Raw genomic sequence first — 20,908 nt, 5'->3', positions numbered from 1 at the left:
CGAGCTCATGGTAAGCTCGGTATAGAATGCGTTAAGAAACACCATTATGGAGTTTGCCACGACAAAACAGCTTGCGTATTTGGTGGAATATTCATTTCACCGGCCATCAAGTTAACGCGACGGGACTCACGATAACGTCTTTGATAGCGAGCTAATAAGACCATGATGAAATACGAAATACTAGCGTGTACTAAATCTTTGTAATCTTAATTAACACTTACTTACATCATGGTGTGAGTAAGCGCTATTTATCTTTCTGGTTATAAAAAGGAATGACAATGACCCCACTTAAAAGCCAACCATTTAGCGTTCGTCAACTCGATCTCAATGCACGTTACTTATCCATTATTAGCCCTGATTTTGACTTTGATAGTTTTGATTCAGTTGCTTTACAACTTTTAAAGACACTCGATGCTACTGTGATTGAAAAAGAATGCAGTGCTGATCTGCATATTTGGTTAGTCGATTTTGAAGGTTGTCGCTTGTTGCTCAAAGGTGAACATTACAGTAGCACGTTATGGTTAGAGGCCATGAGTGAGGATGATCTTGATACACTGGCATTTGTCGCAGGCTTATTAAATTGAGATTGATATTTATCAAGAGCTAGGCAACAAAGTGAATTTCTGTATAATCGCCGACCTGGTTGTTGTTGGCATATAAAATGGCGAGCAACATATATTTTTGGGTTCCCTCCCCCCATTGACAAAAAGGTCTCACATGACGACTGCTTTATCTCAATCTAATACTATAGCTTCACCCTCTTTTACTCCGCAACAGCAACGTAAAGCCCTAGGTTATTTAGTGCTATTTCATTTACTCGTGATTGCATCGAGTAACTACTTAGTACAAATACCTTTTACCGTGTTTGGTTATCACACCACCTGGGGAGCATTTACTTTTCCGTTTATCTTTTTAGCCACCGATCTAACTGTGCGTATTTTTGGGGCTGGAATGGCGCGTAAAATTATTTTCCGTGTCATGATGCCTGCACTGCTCGTATCGTATTTATTATCGGTCTTGTTCTTCCAAGGCGAATACCAAGGGTTAGGACATTTAACGGAATTTAATCTGTTTGTTGCTCGTATTGCGATTGCCAGTTTTATGGCTTACTTGCTAGGGCAAATTTTAGATGTGTCGGTATTCAACCGTCTACGCCAATTAAAACAATGGTGGATAGCCCCTACGGCTTCCACTATTTTTGGTAATGCGATTGATACCATTGCGTTCTTTGGTATTGCTTTTTACCACAGCCCCGATCCGTTTATGGCAGCAAATTGGACGGAAATTGCGTTGGTGGATTACAGCTTTAAGTTAATTATTAGTCTCGGACTATTTGTGCCTATTTATGGGGTATTACTTAATTACTTAATTGATAAGCTGACAACGTTATCACCGCAAACGTTAGTGGCAGCAAAGACTAATCAATAGTTTTGTTACTAGTGATAAGGGTGAAAGAAGAAGCCGATCTTAGGATCGGTTTTTTTATGCTGTGAAGGCACTGGTTAAAAAATATCTTTTAAATGACAATTATTCTCAATAAAGTACTTGCATCTCAAGTGAGAATGGTTATTATTAACAGGCACTCAGGCGATAGGGATGGAACATAATCATATCGTCTTGATGGCACGACATTGCTCACATTGCTTCCAGTGTACTACAGCTCCGGTTGCGTGTTATTAGTGTAGGGCTAATAACCGAACACCACTTCTGCTGAGCGACGCTACTAATAGTAGCGTCGCTTTTTCTTTTTTAAGACCTGCCTATTTTCTGCTTATCTTCCATTGATCCGTTATCGTTAAGCCGTTTATTTTTTCTATTGCATTCACGATGGCATAGTCTTTCTGTGTGATTTTACTGCGCCACGATCGAAGCGTATTTATTGATCACTATTAAGATAAAAAAGAGATCAACTTTCTATGCTTTAGTTTTTTATCGAAGATAAATTTTTACTGATAGGTATCTCTGCCATTAAATAGCGTAGAAGCGGCTAAAATTACCGCAGTTTAGTTATTTTTGGTTTTGATACTAAACAAATCGTCTGATTTTTATGGTGTTATTACCGCATTTGGCTTTATCACTATGAGGTTTTCCACAATTAATGATCAAATAGGGATCGAGGATAGAAATCAAGGTTTATAGTTAAGTCTTTGATTGTGTTTGTAATAGTTTCTTGTTTGCCTAATTACCCAAAAAACGATCAACTGGTGTAAATTAAATACTAACAAAGTTATCCACAGAAAAAGTGAGAATAGAATAAAACATTGGTTAACACTTGCGACAGGGCGTGGCATTCTATGGTTATTGCATTTTTCCTGTCGCTCAACGCCTAATATGGTCGATAATAGAGCTACTAACCTGAACGACAAACGCTTGGATATAAGAATAACCCTATGGCAACTATTCCAGAAAATCCATTGATCCTGATTGATGGATCCTCTTACCTGTATCGCGCTTACCATGCTGCACCGAATTTCACTAATTCTGACGGTGAGCCGACGGGTGCAATTTATGGTGTTGTAAACATGCTACGTAGCATGTTACGTCAATTTTCAACCGAACATATCGCAGTGATCTTTGATGCGAAAGGGAAAACCTTCCGTGATGATATGTATCCTGAATATAAAGCCAATCGTCCACCGATGCCGGACGATCTTCGCAGTCAGATCGAACCATTGCATGCAGTGATCAAAGCGATGGGGCTACCATTGATCGCGATCTCTGGGGTTGAAGCTGATGATGTGATTGGCACGTTATCCACACAAGCATCACAACAAGGTATGCCAGTACTTATCAGTACAGGTGATAAAGATATGGCGCAGCTGGTGGATCAAAATGTTACCTTGATCAATACCATGACTGATGTTGTGATGGATCCCGCTGGTGTTGTGGATAAGTTTGGGATTGGTCCTGAGTTGATCATCGACTACCTTGCTCTGATGGGCGATAAAGTGGATAACATTCCAGGAGTGCCTGGGGTTGGTGAGAAAACAGCAAAAGCATTGCTAACCGGTATCGGTGGGTTAGATGCCTTATACGATAATTTAGATGATATTGCTGCTCTCGGTTTCCGTGGTTCAAAAACCATGGCGAAAAAGCTGATTGATAATAAAGAAGCGGCTTACATGTCATATAAGCTTGCCACCATCAAATTGGATGTTGAGCTAGATGTAAAACCTGATGAACTGCGTAAAGGCGTACCAGATACAGATGCTCTCACCGAGCTGTTTGGTAAGTTACAGTTCCGTCGTTGGTTAACTGAAATGCTTGATGGAAGCGATGGTCGTATTGTTGCTGACGAAAAATCAGGTGATGTGCCAACGGAGAAAAAAGCTGTTGCACCAACGATCGATCGTAGTGGGTATGAGACGGTTTTAGATAAAGAAAGCTTTGCTACATGGCTTGAACAATTAAAAGCGGCAAAGGCGTTTGCCTTTGATACCGAAACTGATGGTTTAGATTACATGACGGCGAATGTCGTCGGTGTGTCTTTTGCTATTGAAGAAGGTAAAGCGGCTTACGTCCCTGTGGCTCACGATTACCTTGATGCGCCAGCGCAGCTTGATCGTGATTGGGTATTTGAGCAGTTAAAACCGTTACTTGAAGATCCTAAACAAGCGAAAATTGGTCAAAACCTTAAGTTTGATGCCAGCATTGTTGCTCGTTATGGCATTGAAATGCAGGGGATTGTGTTTGATACCATGCTTGAATCTTATGTGTTTAATAGCGTTGTTGGGCGTCATGATATGGATAGCCTTGCCCTACGTTATTTAGAGCACAAGAATATCAGTTTTGAAGAAGTTGCAGGTAAAGGCAAAAAGCAGCTAACGTTCAATCAAATAGATTTAGAGCAAGCGGGTCCTTATGCTGCTGAAGATGCTGACATTACTTTGCGTTTGCACAATACGTTATATCCTAAAGTAGAAGCTGACGACAAACTTAAGCATGTCTTTGAAACTATCGAAATGCCATTAGTGCCAGTACTTTCACGTATGGAACGCATGGGTGTTTATGTCGACAGTATGTTGCTTGGCGCACAATCAACAGAGATCGCTGCTCGACTTGATGAAATTGAGAAAAAAGCGTTTGAAATCGCCGAGCAAGAATTTAATTTAAGCTCGCCAAAACAGCTTCAAGCGATCCTATTTGAAAAAATGGGATTACCTGTTTTAAAGAAAACACCATCAGGTACACCGTCAACCAATGAAGAAGTATTGCAAGAGCTTGCGCTTGATTACCCACTGCCTAAGTTACTCTTAGAATATCGTGGACTTGCAAAACTGAAATCTACTTACACCGATAAGTTGCCTAAGATGGTGAATCCTGCAACGGGTCGAGTGCATACTTCTTACCATCAGGCTGTGACTGCAACTGGACGTCTATCATCAAGCGATCCAAATTTGCAGAATATTCCAGTACGAAATGAAGAAGGTCGTCGTATTCGCCAAGCGTTTGTTGCGCAAAGCGGCTATAAGATCCTTGCGGTCGATTACTCTCAAATTGAACTACGTATTATGGCGCATTTATCTGGTGATAAAGCATTATTAGATGCTTTCCGTCATGGTAAAGATATCCACGCAGCAACGGCTGCTGAAATTCTTAGTTTAGATATTAAAGATGTGAGCAGTGAGCAGCGTCGCCGTGCTAAAGCGATTAACTTTGGCTTGATTTATGGTATGAGTGCGTTTGGTTTAGCAAAGCAGCTAGATATGGGACGTAATGAAGCGCAAAACTACATGAATGTATATTTTGAGCGTTATCCAGGTGTTTTAGAATACATGGAAAGCACGCGTAATGCAGCTTCAGAGCAAGGTTACGTTGAAACGCTCTTTGGTCGTCGCCTGTATCTACCAGACATTAAATCACGTAATGGTTTACGCCGAAAAGCAGCTGAACGTGCAGCAATCAATGCGCCAATGCAAGGAACTGCGGCTGATATTATCAAGCTGGCGATGATTGCGGTTGATGGTTGGGTGCAGCAACAACCGGAAGGTAATGTACGTTTATTAATGCAAGTACACGATGAATTAGTGTTTGAAGTGAAAGAATCAGCACTTGAGGCGGTAACTGCATCAGTTAAAGCATTAATGGAACAAGCAGCAACGCTGGATGTACCACTTATCGCTGATACAGGTTACGGTGATAACTGGGATCAAGCGCACTAATATTTATTGGTAATAATAAAAATAATCAAAAATAGTCAGCACGATGCTGGCTATTTTTTTTGTTAAAAATAAGCGACAAATAAAAACCAATATGTAAAATTTACTTACAACAAAGTGAAAAAAAACTACATTTAGGGGTTCCAAAAACTGCACGTTTGATATACAGTTACAGGTGTAGGGTACAGAGGTAAGATGTTCTATCTTTCAGACCTTTTGTTTCACGTTATTGGATTTGGCTGATTCAGCCGCCCTGGTCTCACTTTGGACCGGGGCGTTTTTTATTGTGCGCTCGAAAATTTTTTCTCTCCGTTTATACCTTTCTTTTTATCTGTTGATCATTTATTTCTTTTTCGCTTTCTCTCTATTTAACTAATTACTAATCAAATTATGGTCGTTCATTGGTCTATTTGAACTTTTTGGCTCATCTGTTGGCCTTTTTTATCTTTATTTTCTTTTTAGTTGTTATTTTTTAGAGTAAATACTTTAAAAAATAACAACAGCCGCTATACTAAAAACAGCTTCTTGTTCATATTTGCTGTCAGTGCTGATGACATTATTAGCCGTTCAACAAATCCATGAAATAACCATTCCTAAACTATTGGGAGTGGTTTTTTTTTGCTCTTTTTTTGGTTAAATGTGGTTGTAATAAACTTCCAGAACTAAATATGGTTTATTAACATTTCATGTTGTTATTTTGTTAAGAGAATAATGTGCTGATCAAGGTTGGGGTAAGTAATATTTATATCGGATTTTAGAGGGTGATCTGGTCGGGAGTCGCAAAAAAACATGTAAATTGAGTCAGATAAAGGGAAGGGATTGCGCTAAGAGTAGAAATCATTATTGTGTGTTGCACAAAACTAAAATACCTCCTGTTTCTCTCTTAATTTGCCCCACCGAGATGGTGGGGAATTTTTATAGCTCCAATCCTTAGAGCTATATAAACAACGTATTTTACTCGTTGTCTTCTTCTATTTGCTCAGGGAAAACATCATCACCACCGGCAAGCACGCGTTGACGCTCTAGCTCTGGTGCGTACCACTCATCCAACTTACGGCGAACTTGATCGACGCCAATGCCTTTTAATGAAGAGAAAGCTTCAACTTGTACGTCACCTTCTAACTCTTTAGTCATTTGGCGGATTTTTAGCACCTGTGCTTTACGAGCACCACTTTTTAGCTTATCTGCTTTAGTCAGTAAAACCATTACAGGTAAACGGCTTTCAAGTGCCCAATTAATCATTTGCTGGTCAAGATCTTTCATCGGATGACGGATATCCATCAATACCACAAGGCCTTGTAAGCACTCTCGACGCTGAAGGTATTCTCCTAGCGACTTCTGCCATTTTAATTTCATTTCAAGAGGAACTTGTGCAAAGCCATAACCCGGTAAATCGATAAGGTTACAACCTTGAACTACTTCAAACATATTGATCAGCTGAGTACGACCAGGCGTTTTTGAAGTACGTGCTAACCCTTTTTGATCGGTTAAGCGGTTTAGGGCACTCGACTTACCCGCGTTAGAGCGACCAGCAAATGCAATCTCAACGCCTGCATCTTGCGGCAAGTGACGAATATCTGGCGCACTTGTGATAAAACTTGTATTTCTGTAGTTGAGAGGTTGATTCACTGTTAACTCCGTCTAGTCTTCAAGTAGTCGACTGATTGCTTTTATGTGAAGATGTATAAAATATGTTAAACCGAGCTTGGTTTGGGATCGTATTGTATACTAAGTAAGTAAGCATTACTTGTGGTAGTGGAAGCCCTATAATTATAAATGGAATGTCATGAAGAAATTAATATTAATATTAAGCCTTCTTGCTAGTTATTCGACCACGGCTGAAGAAGGCAACATCGAAGCAGGTAAATTGAAAGCTGCAACATGTGCCGCCTGCCATGGTACAGATGGCAATGCAGCGTTGATGCAGCAATATCCCAAGCTTGCTGGGCAGCATCCTAAATATCTTGAAAAGCAATTAAAAGAATACAAACTGGCAATGACTACTGGCGGAAAACAAGGACGTAATAATACTGTTATGGGAGGAATGGCCATGGCTCTTTCTGACCAAGATATAGCAGATATCGCAGTATATTATGCTTCCCTGCCTATTTCAGATAATACTTCCCCAAAAGAATCCGTTGAAGTCGCGCAACAACTTTACCGTTTTGGTGATACTGAACGTGGTATCGCTGCCTGTATTGCGTGTCATGGTCCTCGTGGTAATGGTATGAGTTTATCTGGATTCCCTAAAATCTCTGGTCAAAATGCGGAATACGTAAAACTTCAACTTGAAGAATTCCGTTCAAGTGCTCGTGCTAATGATATGAACGCGATGATGCGCTCGGTTGCTGCAAAATTAAGTGATGATGAAATTAATGCGTTGTCGCAATATGTTGGCGGCTTGCATTAAATATAGTTCGCTCTCAATAGAAAAAGGCAGCCTTTAGGCTGCTTTTTTATTGTCTAATAATCATCATTTTATATCTTTTGGTGCTTTATTCAGTAAGGCGATTTTTACTTCTGTCTTATTTGCTCAACAGCTTGTAAGAGATCTGCCATTTGTGAGGGGTGTTTTAGCTCGAAATTTTGTAGCTAAAAACACAATAACCTTTAATAACAATGACTTAAATTCTTGTGGTTACTTGTGTTTTTAAAAATGTGATATCGGTACATTGTTTCAGTCTTTGGTTACTGTAAATTATCTCGTGTCGACAGGGAGAGCGACAACGGATGGAAGCGCTAGGATGACATGAGCAGGAGCTCGAAGGATCACAGGACGTCTAGTTAGGATGACTAGGGTTGACGCAAGAAGCGTATTGGAATGTCAGGAAGACACTTACGGATAAGATTTTGCAACGACATGATGTCGACGCAATAAGTGGTACGTTACGGATAACGTGCTCACAAGGATGGTGGCATTATTATCAGGATGATAGTAAGCGAAATGGAACGCCAACTCAGGACGAGTTGAATTGCTATGGACAGGACACGGAAGAGCAAAACTCATCAGGATGATGACAAACAACAAGCTCGCAAGGAAAGCACTAATAACAAAGGGAACGTTGCTTAACCGGGACGTTACACGCTAGTTAGGATGACTAGACAGAATATAAGCCACTGGCTTACATATAGAGCGATAGGTGCAAGCCTATCGCTTTTTTCTTTTTCTCTCTTTTCTTTATCTGCATTATAAACAAGTTAACTTGTTGATCTTTTATCTATCCTTATCGTATTTACAGATAAACTTGCACAATTTGTCGGCAAAACTACATCTTGACCGCGATTGGGTATAGAATAGCCCGCTCGATTTTACACCAGTTCCGATTTTGCTAATAATCGGCAACACCGGAGAAGTGATCATGCAGCCATGTCCACTGTGCCATAGTGAACAGCATGGAGTATTTGTTGAAGATAAAAATCGCTGTTATTTTCGTTGTCAGCAATGTGTGTTAATTTTTGCCGATCCTGAGGCTCAGTTATCGCCAGAGCAAGAAAAAGCCGTTTATGATCAACATCAAAATAATCCAGATGATATGGGTTATCGCCAATTTTTAGGTCGTTTAGCTACACCATTAGTAGAACGTTTACCGGCTGGGCCATTAGATGGTTTAGACTTTGGCAGCGGTCCCGGTCCAACACTTTCCATTATGTTGGAGGAAATGGGATATAATATGGCGATCTATGATCCATATTTTGCACCTAATCCTAGTGTATTAACGCGTCAATATGACTTTGTTACGTGTACCGAAGCCATAGAACATTTTAATCAGCCTGCGAAGGAATGGGGGCTGCTGCTGAGTATGATTAAACCTGGCGGATGGCTAGGGTTAATGACAAAGCTAGCAACCGATGCCGAAGCGTTTACACGTTGGCATTATAAGAACGATCCAACCCACGTCAGTTTCTTTAGTCGCGATACGTTCCGCTTTTTAGCGCAACGTGATGGCTTAGAAGTTGAGTTTGTTGGAAATGATGTGATTTTGCTGAGGAAAACCCAGTAATGACCCGTAAAAAAAGAGGCCGTAAGATTGGTTCTGAAGGCCCAGCGGTATACCGTGATAAAACGCCGAACCAATTAGAGATCGAATCTCGCCAGCGCCAGAAAGCGAAAAAGCGTAAAGGCTTAAAAACTGGTAGTCGCCATTCTGCCGTTGAAGAAACTAAGCAGCGTAATGCCGCGCAGAAAAAAGACCCACGTCTTGGTAGTAAAAAACCAATTCCTTTGATCGTTGAGCCGAAAAAGCCAATGACCAAACAGCAACGTCGTATGTCAGCAGAGCAAGAATTAGCAATGCTTGAAAATGATGCGCAGCTGATGGTTCTTCTTGATCGCTTAGATGCTGGTGAAAAGTTAGGTGCAGGCTTGCAGAAACAAGTCGACCAAAAACTTGATCGTATTGAGCAGCTTATGAAGCAGCTTGGTTTGATGGAAGAAGATGAAGTTGAATTGTTCGAGGAAGATGAGTACCGCCCAGCGGTTAAGTCTGATGATGATTTACTCGATCAATTTGAAAAGATGGATTTAGATAAATTCGGTAAGGAGTAACCGTTGCAGGATTTGACGCTTCTGCTTGTTATTGGTGGCACAATTGTAACCGCGCTTGGTATTTATGCGGGAACGTTACTTGTTAAGCTATACCAACAAAATCAACGCCATAAAGTTTTTTTAGCCCGTGCTGAACAACAGCAAAAAGAGGCGATAGAAACGCGTAATAATACGATTTTAGAGAGCGTTTATGTGATTGCCGCAGCGACCAAGCAAGGACAATGTGATTTGTCTGAAGCGGCGATTCGTTTGTATAAGTTGATGGAAGCGCTACAGGCTGATAAGAGTGTTGATTTTGCAGCCACTTATCCAGCTATTACAGAGCTGTATGAGGTAGTAAAAGATATGCCTCGCGGTGAAGCGCGTCAACAAACAGAGAAACGTGCTCGAATGCGCTTTGATCTGGAGCGAATGAAGGCTGAAACTCGATTACAAGAAGCTATTGCTGTCGAGCTAGACGCCATCCTGTCTACGAAGTCTTAATGACTTGATCTGAACTATTACAGTCATCGTCTAATCTGATTAGGCGATGGCTGTATTGTCTTATAAACTATAAGTGTTATTCGTCTTACCATCATTACACGTTTAACTCTTTATTCTCCCTACAATATTGGAAATATGTCATGTCAAATGAGCAGATTATTTGGGATCAGGCCCTGATTGAAAAGTACAACTACTCAGGTCCGCGTTATACCTCTTACCCAACTGCATTAGAGTTTAATGAAGCGTTCACGTCTGCTGAATTTGAGATGGCATGTAAGCAATACCCTGATCGTAAGCTATCGCTTTATATTCACATTCCATTTTGTCATAAGCTTTGTTACTACTGTGGCTGTAATAAAATCATTACCCGTCATCAGCATAAAGCGGATGACTACTTGGATAAGCTAGAACAAGAAATTAAACAACGTGCGACTTTATTGGGCGATCGCCAAGTGAGTCAATTGCACTGGGGCGGTGGTACACCTACGTTTCTTACTGCAGTGCAGATCAGTCGTTTAATGAATAGCTTGCGTGCGGCGTTTAATTTTGATGATGATGCTGAGATCAGTATAGAAGTCGATCCGCGTGAAATTGAACTCGATATTCTTGATCACCTTCGCAGTGAAGGCTTTAATCGTTTAAGTATCGGTGTGCAAGATTTCAATAAAGACGTGCAAAAACTGGTTAATCGTGAGCAAGACGAAACGTTTATCTTTGCGATGGTTGAGCGTGCACGTGAGTTGGGGTTCCGTTCAACGAACCTTGATTTGATTTATGGTTTACCGCTACAAAATCGTGAAATGTTTGCGAAAACATTAGAGCAAGTACTGGCGATGAATCCGGGGCGTTTATCGGTGTTTAATTACGCCCACATGCCTAAATTGTTTGCGGCACAGCGTAAGATCAGCGAAGAGCTATTACCGAGTGCCAAAGAAAAGTTAGGTATCTTACAAGATACAATTGCGACGTTGACGGCGGCAGGATACCAATTTATTGGTATGGATCACTTTGCAAAACCGGATGATGAATTAGCAATTGCTCAGCGTGAAGGGATTTTGCATCGTAATTTCCAAGGTTACACCACTCAAGGTGAGTGTGATTTATTAGGTATGGGTGTATCAGCGATTTCTATGATTGGCGATTGCTATGCGCAAAACCAAAAAGAGTTAAAGCATTACTACCGCGATATTGAAGAAAAACAAAACGCACTGTGGAAAGGGGTTTCGCTCGATGCGGACGACTTACTGCGTCGTGAAGTGATCAAAGCTCTCATTTGTAATTTTCAGCTTGATAAGAAAGCGATTGAAGCGGAATTTAATATCAATTTTGATCAATATTTTGCTGAAGATTTAGAACTTCTAAAAACCTTTATTGATGATGAGTTAGTATCGGTAGATGAGCAACATATTTTCGTTGAGCTGAAGGGACGTTTATTGATCCGTAATATTTGTATGTGTTTCGATAAATACTTACGTGATCGTGCTCGTCAACAGCAGTTTTCACGAGTGATTTAATCTTATTGGATTAAATGAAAAAGCCCCATTCGAGTAATGCTGGAATGGGGCTTTTTGTTATATGATTTTTATCGCGTGAGTGATTAACTGCGTTGTGCAGCCATCTCGCGAAGTGCTTGTTTCTCGCTTTCACTTAAAAAGGCGATCTCTAAGCCATTGCGTTGTGCTTGTTCGATTTGCGCTTGGCTTAATCCAACAGCTGGTGCTGCAACCTCATACTCGTAAGGTAATTCAATACCTTCAACGGCAGGGTCGTCAGTGTTGAGGCAGGCTAAAATGCCATGCTCGAGGAATGGCTTGATAGGGTGATCTTTGATATTGCTAATAGTACTGGTTTGAATGTTTGAGGTAATGCACGATTCAATACCAATTTTATGCTCTGCTAGGTAGTCCATCAGTTTTGGATCTTGAATAGCTTTTACACCGTGACCAATGCGTACCGCGCCAAGCTCATTAATTGCTTGCCACATACTTTCAGAGCCAGCCGCTTCACCAGCATGAACGGTTACACGTAAGCCTGCATCACGAACTTGTTTAAAGTGTGGGTTAAATTGCGCGCCAGGCTGACCTAATTCATCACCAGCTAAATCAATCGCGACCAATTTATCTTTGTGAGCGAGTAAGCCATCAAGCTCTTGCTGACAAGCCTCAACACCAAAAGTACGGCTCATAATACCGATCAAGTTCGCTTTGATACCAAAGTCACGACAACCTGCTTCTACTCCATCAATAACAGCTTCAACCACACCTGCGATCGGCAAGTTGTGCTTCATTGCCATGTAGTAAGGTGAGAAACGTAGTTCGGCATAATCAATTTGTGCATGCAAGGCATCTTCAACGTTTTCATAAGCGACACGACGACAAGCATCGAGATCGCCTAATACTGCAACGCCCCAGTCTAGCTTTGACAAAAAAGCCACAAGACTTGGCTCAGCTTCAACGATCTGAACGTGTGGGCGTAAACTTTCTAGATCATGGCCCGGTAGCGCCATATTAAATTGCTGGCCAAGTTCTAAGATAGTTTGAGGGCGAATATTGCCATCAAGGTGACGGTGTAGATCCGTTAAAGGAAGATGCTTGTTGATCATTATGATTATTCCGATGAAAACTGAGCGTTAAGTATAAGTAAAGTGTATAACGTGAACATAATCGTTGCAGCTAAATGTGATCGACTTCACCTGCAACCCGATTTATGTTGTGATAGTTAGTCGTTAATACCCAGCTCTTTGAGCTTTCTGGTAAGGGTATTTCTTCCCCAGCCTAATAATCGAGCCGCTTCTTGCTTATGACCGTGGCTATGTTGTAGCGCAGTCTCTAGCAAGATTTTTTCAAACTCAGGTAGGGCTTCTGCCAATAAGTTTTCATTACCTTTCTGCAGTTCTTGTTTTGCCCACAGCTGTAAGCCTTGCTGCCAATGTTGATTCTCTTGCTGAGTTGATAAAGTGCTTTGATTATTTTCGAGCAACTCAGGTGGTAGATCGCTAGGTAAGACCTCACTGCTGCTTGCCATGACAGTAAGCCAGCGACAAATATTTTCTAGTTGGCGAACATTACCCGGCCAATCCAGTGCTGCTAGCTGTTCGGTCGTATCTGGGTGTAGGGTTTTTACTTCTACTCCTAACTCGTTGGACGCGCGTTGCAGGAAGTGACGCGCCAACTGGGGGATATCTTGGCGGCGATCTTTTAGAGATGGTAAATGCACCCGAATAACGTTTAGGCGGTGAAATAAATCTTCACGAAAATCACCACTGGCAACAAGGCGCTCTAGGTTTTGATGCGTTGCCGCAATAATACGGACATCGACGTTAACAGGAGAATGGCCACCGACACGATAGAACTGCCCATCTGCTAAGACACGCAGTAAACGGGTTTGAATATCTAATGGCATATCACCTATTTCATCGAGAAACAGTGTTCCACCGTTGGCTTGCTCAAATCGACCTTGGCGAACACTGTTGGCGCCAGTAAACGCCCCTTTTTCATGCCCGAACAGTTCTGATTCAATTAAGTCTTTGGGGATGGCCGCCATATTCAGGGCAATAAAGGCATTTTTACTGCGTGGGCTATGTCGATGTAAAGCGTGAGCGACAAGTTCTTTACCTGTACCGGATTCACCGTTAATCAATACCGAAATAGATGAGCGAGAAAGACGACCAATAGCACGGAAAACTTCCTGCATGGCAGGAGCTTCACCGATAATTTCAGGTACTGCTTTTACTTCTGTTTCTGGTTGTTGTTGACGTTTTTGCTCTTGACTATGACTAACCGCACGCTCGACCAAACTCACGGCCTCATCAATATCAAATGGTTTAGGAAGATATTCAAATGCACCACGTTGATAGGCGTTCACAGCGGCATCTAAGTCAGAATGTGCCGTCATGATTATCACAGGTAATAGTGGGTAATCTTGTTGTAATAGTTTTAGTAACGTTAAGCCATCTGTTCCCGGCATCTTAATATCAGAGACCAATACATCTGGGACATTACGCTCTAGCGCTTCAAGTACACTATCGGCATTGGCAAAGGTTTCACACTTCATGCCAGCTGTAATAAGTGTCTTTTCCATTACCCAGCGAATAGAGCTGTCGTCATCGACAACCCAAATTAATCCTTTGCTCATACGTTACTCTCCTATCGTTATTATTGTATTGGTAAATAGATCGTAAAGTTGGTGTGTCCTGGCCAGCTAATTACTTCAATTTTGCCGTTATGTTGGTCTATTAAGTTTTGCGAGATCGATAGTCCTAACCCTGTACCATCAGCATTACCTGTCACCATAGGATAAAATAAGGTGTCTTGGATCGCTGCTGGGATCCCTGGACCATTATCAATAATCTCAATTTTTGCGGCGATTCGGGCGTATTTACCTTGGATTAAGGCTTGATGGGCGGTACGGGTTTTGAGCTTAATTATTCCGCCATTTTGTTTTTTTAGAACGTGAGCGGCGTTACTGACAATATTGAGTAAGGCTTGCTCGAGTTGTTCTGTATCCATGTCAATCTCGGGCAGACTTGGATCGTAGTCGCGCTCAATCACAAGATTACTGTCGTTTTCCAGAATGATCAGCTGACGTACTTTTTCTAATACGAGATGAATATTATCGGTTTTTCTGATGCCTGGGCGTTGCGGGCCTAATAGCCTATCGACCAAATTACGTAATCGGTCGGCTTGCTCAATAATCATTTGGGTATATTCGACATAACTAGGATCGGGTAGCGCTTTTTCAAGTAGCTGTGCAGCGCCTCGTAAGCCACCTAGTGGGTTTTTTATCTCGTGAGCTAACCCTCGCACTAATTCTTTCGCCGCTTGCTGCTGAGCTAATTGAGAGAGCTCTTGGCTAATACGACGTTGTTGATCGATAGGTTTAAGCTCCAGCATCACGAAAAGATTTTTTTGCCATGAAATAGGGCTGGCATTCAAGCTGAGAAGTTGACGCTGTTCATCAATCACAAAAGCGACATCGCTATCAGCTAGGCCTTGACCACTTTGTAATGTGGCTGCGATTAAATCGAGATCAAGAGATGAGTACTGTAATAACTCTGGTAACGTAATGCCCAGCAAACGGCGTTTACTCGACGATAACAGTTGTTCTGCGGCGGGATTGACATAACGAATCGTTAAGTGTTCATCCAGTAGAATGATCGCAGTAACAAGGTTATCAATAATTATAGGGGTAAAAGCGGTAGTCACAATCAGCATCCTTGTTGATTACCTAAACCATCAATAGGCTTATTTAGGTCAAACGCACCAAATTGGTGCATCTGAGTGTAACCTGTTTATTGCTGATCGGGCACTATTAATTGGTGAAACTGTGGATTAGCGAGTCTGTACTGGTATTGGCTTGTTTGCCTTCACTGTGGCTCGATGCAGATAAACGGTAATACTGTCTGACGATGCAATAACCTTGCCGCCTTTAACTAGTTGAATTTGTAGCTGGTGGCTACCACGATCAATGTTATCTAATGTCCAAGTGAGTTCTGTTTGAGGCTCGCCTTTAACTACGCCATCGACAACTAATTGCGCTTGGGTTTGGTTGTTGAGTTTGCTGTTGGTGACCGCATGAATATTGATGATACCTTCGTTATTGCGGATGGTTTGCTCATGCATTGGTGAGACTAAACTGACGGTTGTAATAGTTTTTGCAGGCTCTTCTACCACGGTAATATCGCTGGTTTGAGTGTCAATGGTATCTGCGGTTTGTTTAATATTACCACTGACTTCTGTCACGCTTAAAGGGTAAGCGGTGGCATCGGGGGTTTGAGGTTGATCGGTAAAGTGCACCACGCCATTCTCATCTGTCCATGAGTAGATGGTAGAGGCTTGGGCTGAACTCGCAGCTGTCCATATTAGGGTAATAAAGATTGGGCTGAGTGGCTTAAAAAAACGAGAGAGTTTCATCCGTTAACTCCAAGTTTGTGTGCACGATCCACAGTGGTCGTGAATAAGATACTTCATTGTCGTTGGTTTGTGAGTGACAACAAGATCAAAAAGGCCTGCTTGTGAAGCAGGCCTAAGTATTTAATGTTTAGTAATTAAGTGATTACTTAAACAGAGTAGTAAAGTTCAAACTCTAGTGGGTGAGTTGTCATATTTACTTTCTCAACGTCTTGAGATTTCAGTGCGATATAAGAATCGATGAAGTCATCAGAGAATACGCCGCCAGACGTTAAGAACTCACGGTCGTCGCTTAGTGCTTGTAGTGCGCCTTGTAGCGATTCTGCAACTGTTGGGATTTCAGCTGCTTCTTCTGCTGGTAGGTCGTACAAGTCTTTATCCATCGCTTCGCCTGGGTGGATCTTGTTCTGAATACCGTCAAGGCCAGCCATTAGCATTGCAGCAAATGCTAGGTATGGGTTAGCCGCTGGATCACCGAAACGTACTTCGATACGACGTGCTTTCGGGCTTGGTACTACAGGAATACGGATAGACGCTGAACGGTTACGTGCAGAGTAAGCTAGCATTACTGGAGCTTCAAAGCCTGGAACTAGACGCTTGTATGAGTTCGTTGCAGGGTTAGCAAATGCGTTGATTGCACGTGCGTGCTTGATAATACCACCGATGTAGTAAAGTGCCATTTCAGAAAGGCCGCCGTACTTATCACCAGAGAATAGGTTTACACCGTCTTTTGCTAGTGATTGGTGAACGTGCATACCAGAACCGTTATCTCCTACTAGTGGCTTAGGCATAAAGGTTGCTGTTTTACCAAATGCGTGTGCAACGTTATGAACTACATACTTGTAGATCTGAATTTCATCTGCTTTTGTTGTTAGCGTGTTGAAACGTGTTGCGATTTCGTTCTGACCTGCTGTTGCTACTTCGTGGTGGTGAGCTTCAACAACTAGACCCATTTCTTCCATGATTAAACACATAGCAGAACGGATGTCTTGTGATGAATCAACAGGTGCTACTGGGAAGTAACCACCTTTAACGCCAGGACGGTGACCTTTGTTACCGCCTTCGAAATCAGAACCTGTGTTCCATGCTGCTTCTACGTCATCAATCTTGAAGAAAGAGCCTGACATGTCAGTGTTAAACTTAACATCGTCAAATAGGAAGAATTCTGGCTCAGGACCGATAAGAACCGTGTCTGCGATACCTGTTGAACGCATGAACTCTTCTGCACGCTTCGCGATAGAGCGAGGATCACGGTCGTAACCTTGCATCGTTGCCGGCTCTAAAATATCACAACGGATATTTAGCGTAGCGTCTTCAGTGAATGGGTCTAGTACCGCGCTTGACGCGTCAGGCATCATTACCATGTCTGATTCGTTGATACCCTTCCAACCTGCAACTGAAGAGCCATCAAACATTTTACCTTCTTCGAAGAAATCAGCATCAATTTGATGAGATGGGATCGAGATATGCTGTTCTTTACCTTTTGTATCGGTAAAACGTAGGTCAATAAACTTAACTTCATTTTCCTGGATCAGCGCTAGTACGTTTTCTACTGACATCTTGAGTAACCTCCGGTGTTATATAAGGGCATGGCCGCAAATCTAGTATTGCTCATTTCTGAGAATGAGCAGATCTGAATGTTCTTAAGCGAAAACCATGCCAATTTTTAAAAGCTTTAAGAATGCGGTTTTTACGCATTGCTAAAGCTTAATTAATCCATTTCTGCACTATCTTGATGCACACTTGCACTGTTTTGGTGCGATAGTGTGTCGTTAACAATAATAGAACATGCTTACTATCGCGATGTTAAAAATTATTGTCAATTCATAATCTCCTTAAAAAAGTGTTTTTTTATTGTTAAATGAGAGCTGTGTACCTTTAATGATGTTTTTTATCCGTAGGGAGTGAGAAAGCAGGGTTAAGAGGGTATTTATGGCCTGAATAGAAGGGTTCAAAAAAATAAAATTAGGCCAAAAAGCGAGTAAAAATGCGGCTCTAGAGCATGGTCATAAAAAAGCTGGTGATATAAATCACATATTTCGTGGGTTTTAGCGTAAAATCTGTTAAATTATGAGCCGTTTTTTTAATCAAGTAGCCTCTAGTGAAGATGCTGCATGTTCTGAGTGAATGTGAAACTAATGTCTAATCAATCGATCGATAAATTAAGAAATATCGCAATTATTGCTCACGTTGACCACGGTAAAACTACCCTGGTTGATAAACTTCTACAGCAGTCTGGCACGTTAGAGGGTCGCGGCGAAGCCGAAGAACGTGTGATGGATTCTAACGATATCGAGAAAGAGCGTGGCATTACCATTCTTGCTAAGAACACAGCAATCAACTGGAATGACTACCGCATCAACATCGTAGATACCCCAGGACACGCCGATTTCGGTGGTGAAGTAGAGCGTATCATGTCTATGGTTGACTCTGTATTGCTTATCGTTGATGCAGTTGACGGCCCTATGCCTCAAACACGTTTCGTAACGCAAAAGGCGTTTGCATACGGTCTTAAGCCAATCGTTGTAATCAACAAGATTGACCGTCCAGGTGCACGTCCTGAGTGGGTTATGGATCAAGTATTTGACCTATTCGATAACCTTGGTGCAACTGACGAACAGCTAGACTTCCAAGTGGTTTACGCATCAGCACTAAACGGTTGGGCAACACTAGAAGAAGGTGAAACTGGCGAGAACATGGAACCATTGTTCCAATCTATCGTTGATAATGTTGCAGCGCCTTCAGTAGACGTTGATGGCCCGCTACAGATGCAAATCTCTCAGCTAGATTACAGCTCTTACGTTGGTGTTATCGGTGTTGCTCGTATTACTCGTGGTACAGTGAAAACTAACCAACAAGTAACGATCGTAAGTGCTGACGGTTCTAAGCGTAACGGTAAAGTAGGTACAGTTCTAGGTTACCTAGGTCTTGAGCGTCATGAAGTTGAAGAAGCGAAAGCGGGCGACATCATTGCAATCACAGGTCTTGGTGAACTTAAGATTTCTGACACTATCTGTGATCAGAACTGTGTTGAAGCGCTAACGCCGCTTTCTGTTGATGAGCCAACAGTTACCATGACTTTCCAAGTAAATAACTCTCCGTTTGCTGGTAAAGAAGGTAAGTACGTTACTTCACGTAACATCCTTGAGCGTCTTCAAAAAGAACTAGTACACAACGTTGCACTGCGTGTTGAAGAAACTGAAGACCCAGATAAATTCCGTGTATCAGGTCGTGGTGAGCTTCACCTATCTATCCTGATCGAAAACATGCGTCGTGAAGGCTACGAGCTAGCAGTATCACGTCCAGAAGTTATCATCAAAGAAGAAGACGGCCAGCTAATGGAACCGTTTGAAACTGTGACTATCGACGTGGTGGAAGAGCACCAAGGCGGTATCATGGAGAACATCGGTCTTCGTAAAGGTGAGCTTACTGATATGGCACCAGATGGTAAAGGCCGTGTTCGCATGGACTTCATGATGCCTTCTCGTGGTCTTATCGGTTTCCAAACTGAGTTCATGACACTGACTTCAGGTTCAGGTCTTCTTTACCATACGTTTGATCACTACGGTCCACACAAGGGCGGTACTATCGGTCAACGTAACAACGGCGTATTGATTTCTAACGCAACAGGTAAAGCACTGACTTACGCACTGTTTAACCTACAAGAGCGTGGTCGTCTATTCGCTGAGCACGCAGATGAAGTTTACGAAGGTCAGATCATCGGTATTCATAACCGTTCTAACGACCTAACAGTTAACTGTCTGAAAGGTAAGCAGCTTACAAACGTTCGTGCTTCTGGTACCGACGAAGCGCAAACTCTTTCTCCTGCTATCAAGTACACACTTGAGCAAGCTCTAGAATTCATCGACAACGATGAGCTAGTAGAAGTTACGCCTGAAAACATCCGTATTCGTAAGAAACTTCTTACTGAAAACGATCGTAAGCGTGCAAGCCGTACTAAGTAATTACTGATTAATTTCATTAGTTATTAAACAATCCCTCGGTTGGTAACAATCGGGGGATTGTTGTATCTGAAGGGTGGAAATATGGGGGATAGTGGCGAATGGCTGAAGATAAGTGTGGTCATTAGGGCAAAGCAATGGTGAGCCGCTGGCGCTGACTCACCTTGTCGATAGTTTATTTCTTTAGATGACCAATGAAACGGTTAGATTCTGCAATAGCGCTGTTCATATCGCGGATCGCTTGTTGGATCTCTCGTTGCAGTGAGTTGAATTCACCTTGTAGTGAGCCAATTGCAGCAGCATTTAGGTTATGCTTTAGGTATAACGTGTTATCACGCAAAGTATCTAACACAGGCTCCATTTTTTGCTCTGCACGTTTCATCGCAGAGAGCATTTTTTGATACTGTACTTTGGTTGCGCGGAGTTTGTTTGCACTATCACGTTTCAGTGTTGCACTCTTATAAAGCGCAAGCTCGTCATTCCATTCATCAAATAACGCATCAGCCACATCTTCAATAGCAGCGATACGATCTTTTACTTTATTTACTGCCGCTTCACTGTCTTTGTATTGATCATTAACGTCATTGTATGCGGCTTCTAACTCACCACCATTGAAATTATTTAATGCTTTAAGCCCTTCAAGCGCACTGGTAAATTGCTGTTGTGCATCTTTTTGTGCCGCGTTGGCGTCTTCTACCCGATCAACCATGATGTCACGTTTATGGACGCCGACTTGTTCCATTGCTGAGTAATAGGCTGATTGACAGCCTGAAAGTAAGCTAACGCTAAGTAAAATAGCAAGAAAATAAGGCATGTTATGCTCCTAGTAAGACATGCTGCGCTGAAATA

At 42.0% G+C, this 20,908-nt stretch carries 17 protein-coding genes; 10 read left to right on the top strand and 7 right to left on the bottom strand.

Annotated elements, in window-relative coordinates:
* The first annotated feature begins 278 nt into the window (after positions 1–278).
* From CTN01_RS18310 to spfP, 4 genes are all read left to right on the top strand, one after another.
* Positions 279–584 (top strand): DUF3630 family protein, encoded by a 306-nt coding sequence (locus CTN01_RS18310; protein WP_005372488.1) that lies wholly within the window; start codon positions 279–281, stop codon positions 582–584.
* A 133-nt stretch (positions 585–717) separates the two neighbouring features.
* Positions 718–1,428 (top strand): 7-cyano-7-deazaguanine/7-aminomethyl-7-deazaguanine transporter, encoded by a 711-nt coding sequence (locus CTN01_RS18305; RefSeq protein WP_045150046.1) that lies wholly within the window; start codon positions 718–720, stop codon positions 1,426–1,428.
* A gap of 962 nt (positions 1,429–2,390) precedes the next feature.
* On the top strand, positions 2,391–5,162 hold the full coding sequence (gene polA, locus CTN01_RS18300; RefSeq protein ID WP_045150045.1) for a DNA polymerase I: 2,772 nt from the start codon (positions 2,391–2,393) through the stop codon (positions 5,160–5,162).
* Positions 5,163–5,354: 192 nt separating this feature from the next.
* A complete protein-coding gene (gene spfP / locus CTN01_RS23285) occupies positions 5,355–5,402 on the top strand; it encodes a small protein SpfP (RefSeq protein WP_438616993.1) in 48 nt (15 codons plus the stop codon).
* A gap of 711 nt (positions 5,403–6,113) precedes the next feature.
* Here the strand turns inward: spfP and yihA are convergent.
* Entirely contained in the window at positions 6,114–6,788 is a 675-nt protein-coding gene (gene yihA, locus CTN01_RS18295) for a ribosome biogenesis GTP-binding protein YihA/YsxC (protein WP_045150044.1), read from the bottom strand.
* 157 nt (positions 6,789–6,945) lie between these two features.
* Between yihA and CTN01_RS18290 the strand changes: the two genes are divergently transcribed.
* The 5 genes from CTN01_RS18290 to hemN all read left to right on the top strand — a co-directional run bounded on the left by CTN01_RS18290 (position 6,946) and on the right by hemN (position 11,702).
* Complete coding sequence (locus tag CTN01_RS18290) at positions 6,946–7,569, top strand: c-type cytochrome (protein WP_045150043.1); 624 nt, start codon at positions 6,946–6,948, stop codon at positions 7,567–7,569.
* Positions 7,570–8,518: 949 nt separating this feature from the next.
* Positions 8,519–9,160, top strand: coding sequence for a class I SAM-dependent methyltransferase (locus CTN01_RS18280; RefSeq protein WP_045150041.1), 642 nt, complete (start codon positions 8,519–8,521; stop codon positions 9,158–9,160).
* Positions 9,160–9,705 (top strand): Der GTPase-activating protein YihI, encoded by a 546-nt coding sequence (yihI, locus tag CTN01_RS18275; protein ID WP_045084567.1) that lies wholly within the window; start codon positions 9,160–9,162, stop codon positions 9,703–9,705. Before CTN01_RS18280 ends, yihI begins: the two co-directional genes overlap by 1 nt.
* A 3-nt stretch (positions 9,706–9,708) precedes the next feature.
* A complete protein-coding gene (locus CTN01_RS18270) occupies positions 9,709–10,188 on the top strand; it encodes a DUF2489 domain-containing protein (RefSeq protein ID WP_005372498.1) in 480 nt (159 codons plus the stop codon).
* 140 nt (positions 10,189–10,328) lie between these two features.
* On the top strand, positions 10,329–11,702 hold the full coding sequence (gene hemN, locus CTN01_RS18265; protein WP_045150040.1) for an oxygen-independent coproporphyrinogen III oxidase: 1,374 nt from the start codon (positions 10,329–10,331) through the stop codon (positions 11,700–11,702).
* Positions 11,703–11,785: 83 nt separating this feature from the next.
* On the opposite strand, the gene add is transcribed toward hemN, so the two are convergent.
* From add to glnA, 5 genes are all read right to left on the bottom strand, one after another.
* Positions 11,786–12,790: an adenosine deaminase gene (gene add, locus CTN01_RS18260; protein ID WP_045128862.1), complete on the bottom strand. Its 1,005-nt coding sequence runs from the start codon at positions 12,788–12,790 to the stop codon at positions 11,786–11,788.
* Between the two features lie 116 nt (positions 12,791–12,906).
* Positions 12,907–14,322, bottom strand: a complete 1,416-nt coding sequence (gene glnG / locus CTN01_RS18255) for a nitrogen regulation protein NR(I) (RefSeq protein WP_045150039.1) — start codon at positions 14,320–14,322, stop codon at positions 12,907–12,909.
* 20 nt (positions 14,323–14,342) lie between these two features.
* A complete protein-coding gene (gene glnL / locus CTN01_RS18250) occupies positions 14,343–15,392 on the bottom strand; it encodes a nitrogen regulation protein NR(II) (protein ID WP_080896233.1) in 1,050 nt (349 codons plus the stop codon).
* A 126-nt stretch (positions 15,393–15,518) separates the two neighbouring features.
* A complete protein-coding gene (locus tag CTN01_RS18245; protein ID WP_045150038.1) occupies positions 15,519–16,100 on the bottom strand; it encodes a DUF4124 domain-containing protein in 582 nt (193 codons plus the stop codon).
* A 146-nt stretch (positions 16,101–16,246) separates the two neighbouring features.
* Positions 16,247–17,656: a glutamate--ammonia ligase gene (glnA, locus tag CTN01_RS18240; RefSeq protein ID WP_005372511.1), complete on the bottom strand. Its 1,410-nt coding sequence runs from the start codon at positions 17,654–17,656 to the stop codon at positions 16,247–16,249.
* Positions 17,657–18,235: 579 nt separating this feature from the next.
* Between glnA and typA the strand changes: the two genes are divergently transcribed.
* Positions 18,236–20,062 (top strand): translational GTPase TypA, encoded by a 1,827-nt coding sequence (gene typA / locus CTN01_RS18235; protein ID WP_005372512.1) that lies wholly within the window; start codon positions 18,236–18,238, stop codon positions 20,060–20,062.
* 172 nt (positions 20,063–20,234) lie between these two features.
* Here typA and CTN01_RS18230 read toward each other — a convergent pair whose 3' ends face one another.
* Entirely contained in the window at positions 20,235–20,873 is a 639-nt protein-coding gene (locus CTN01_RS18230; protein WP_005372513.1) for a DUF2959 domain-containing protein, read from the bottom strand.
* Between the last annotated feature and the right edge of the window lie 35 nt (positions 20,874–20,908).

Source organism: Photobacterium angustum, from assembly GCF_003026365.1.
In the GTDB taxonomy this organism is placed as follows: domain Bacteria; phylum Pseudomonadota; class Gammaproteobacteria; order Enterobacterales; family Vibrionaceae; genus Photobacterium; species Photobacterium angustum.
Note: the sequence above shows the minus strand (reverse complement) of the source record. Positions and strands in the feature narration are given on the sequence as shown.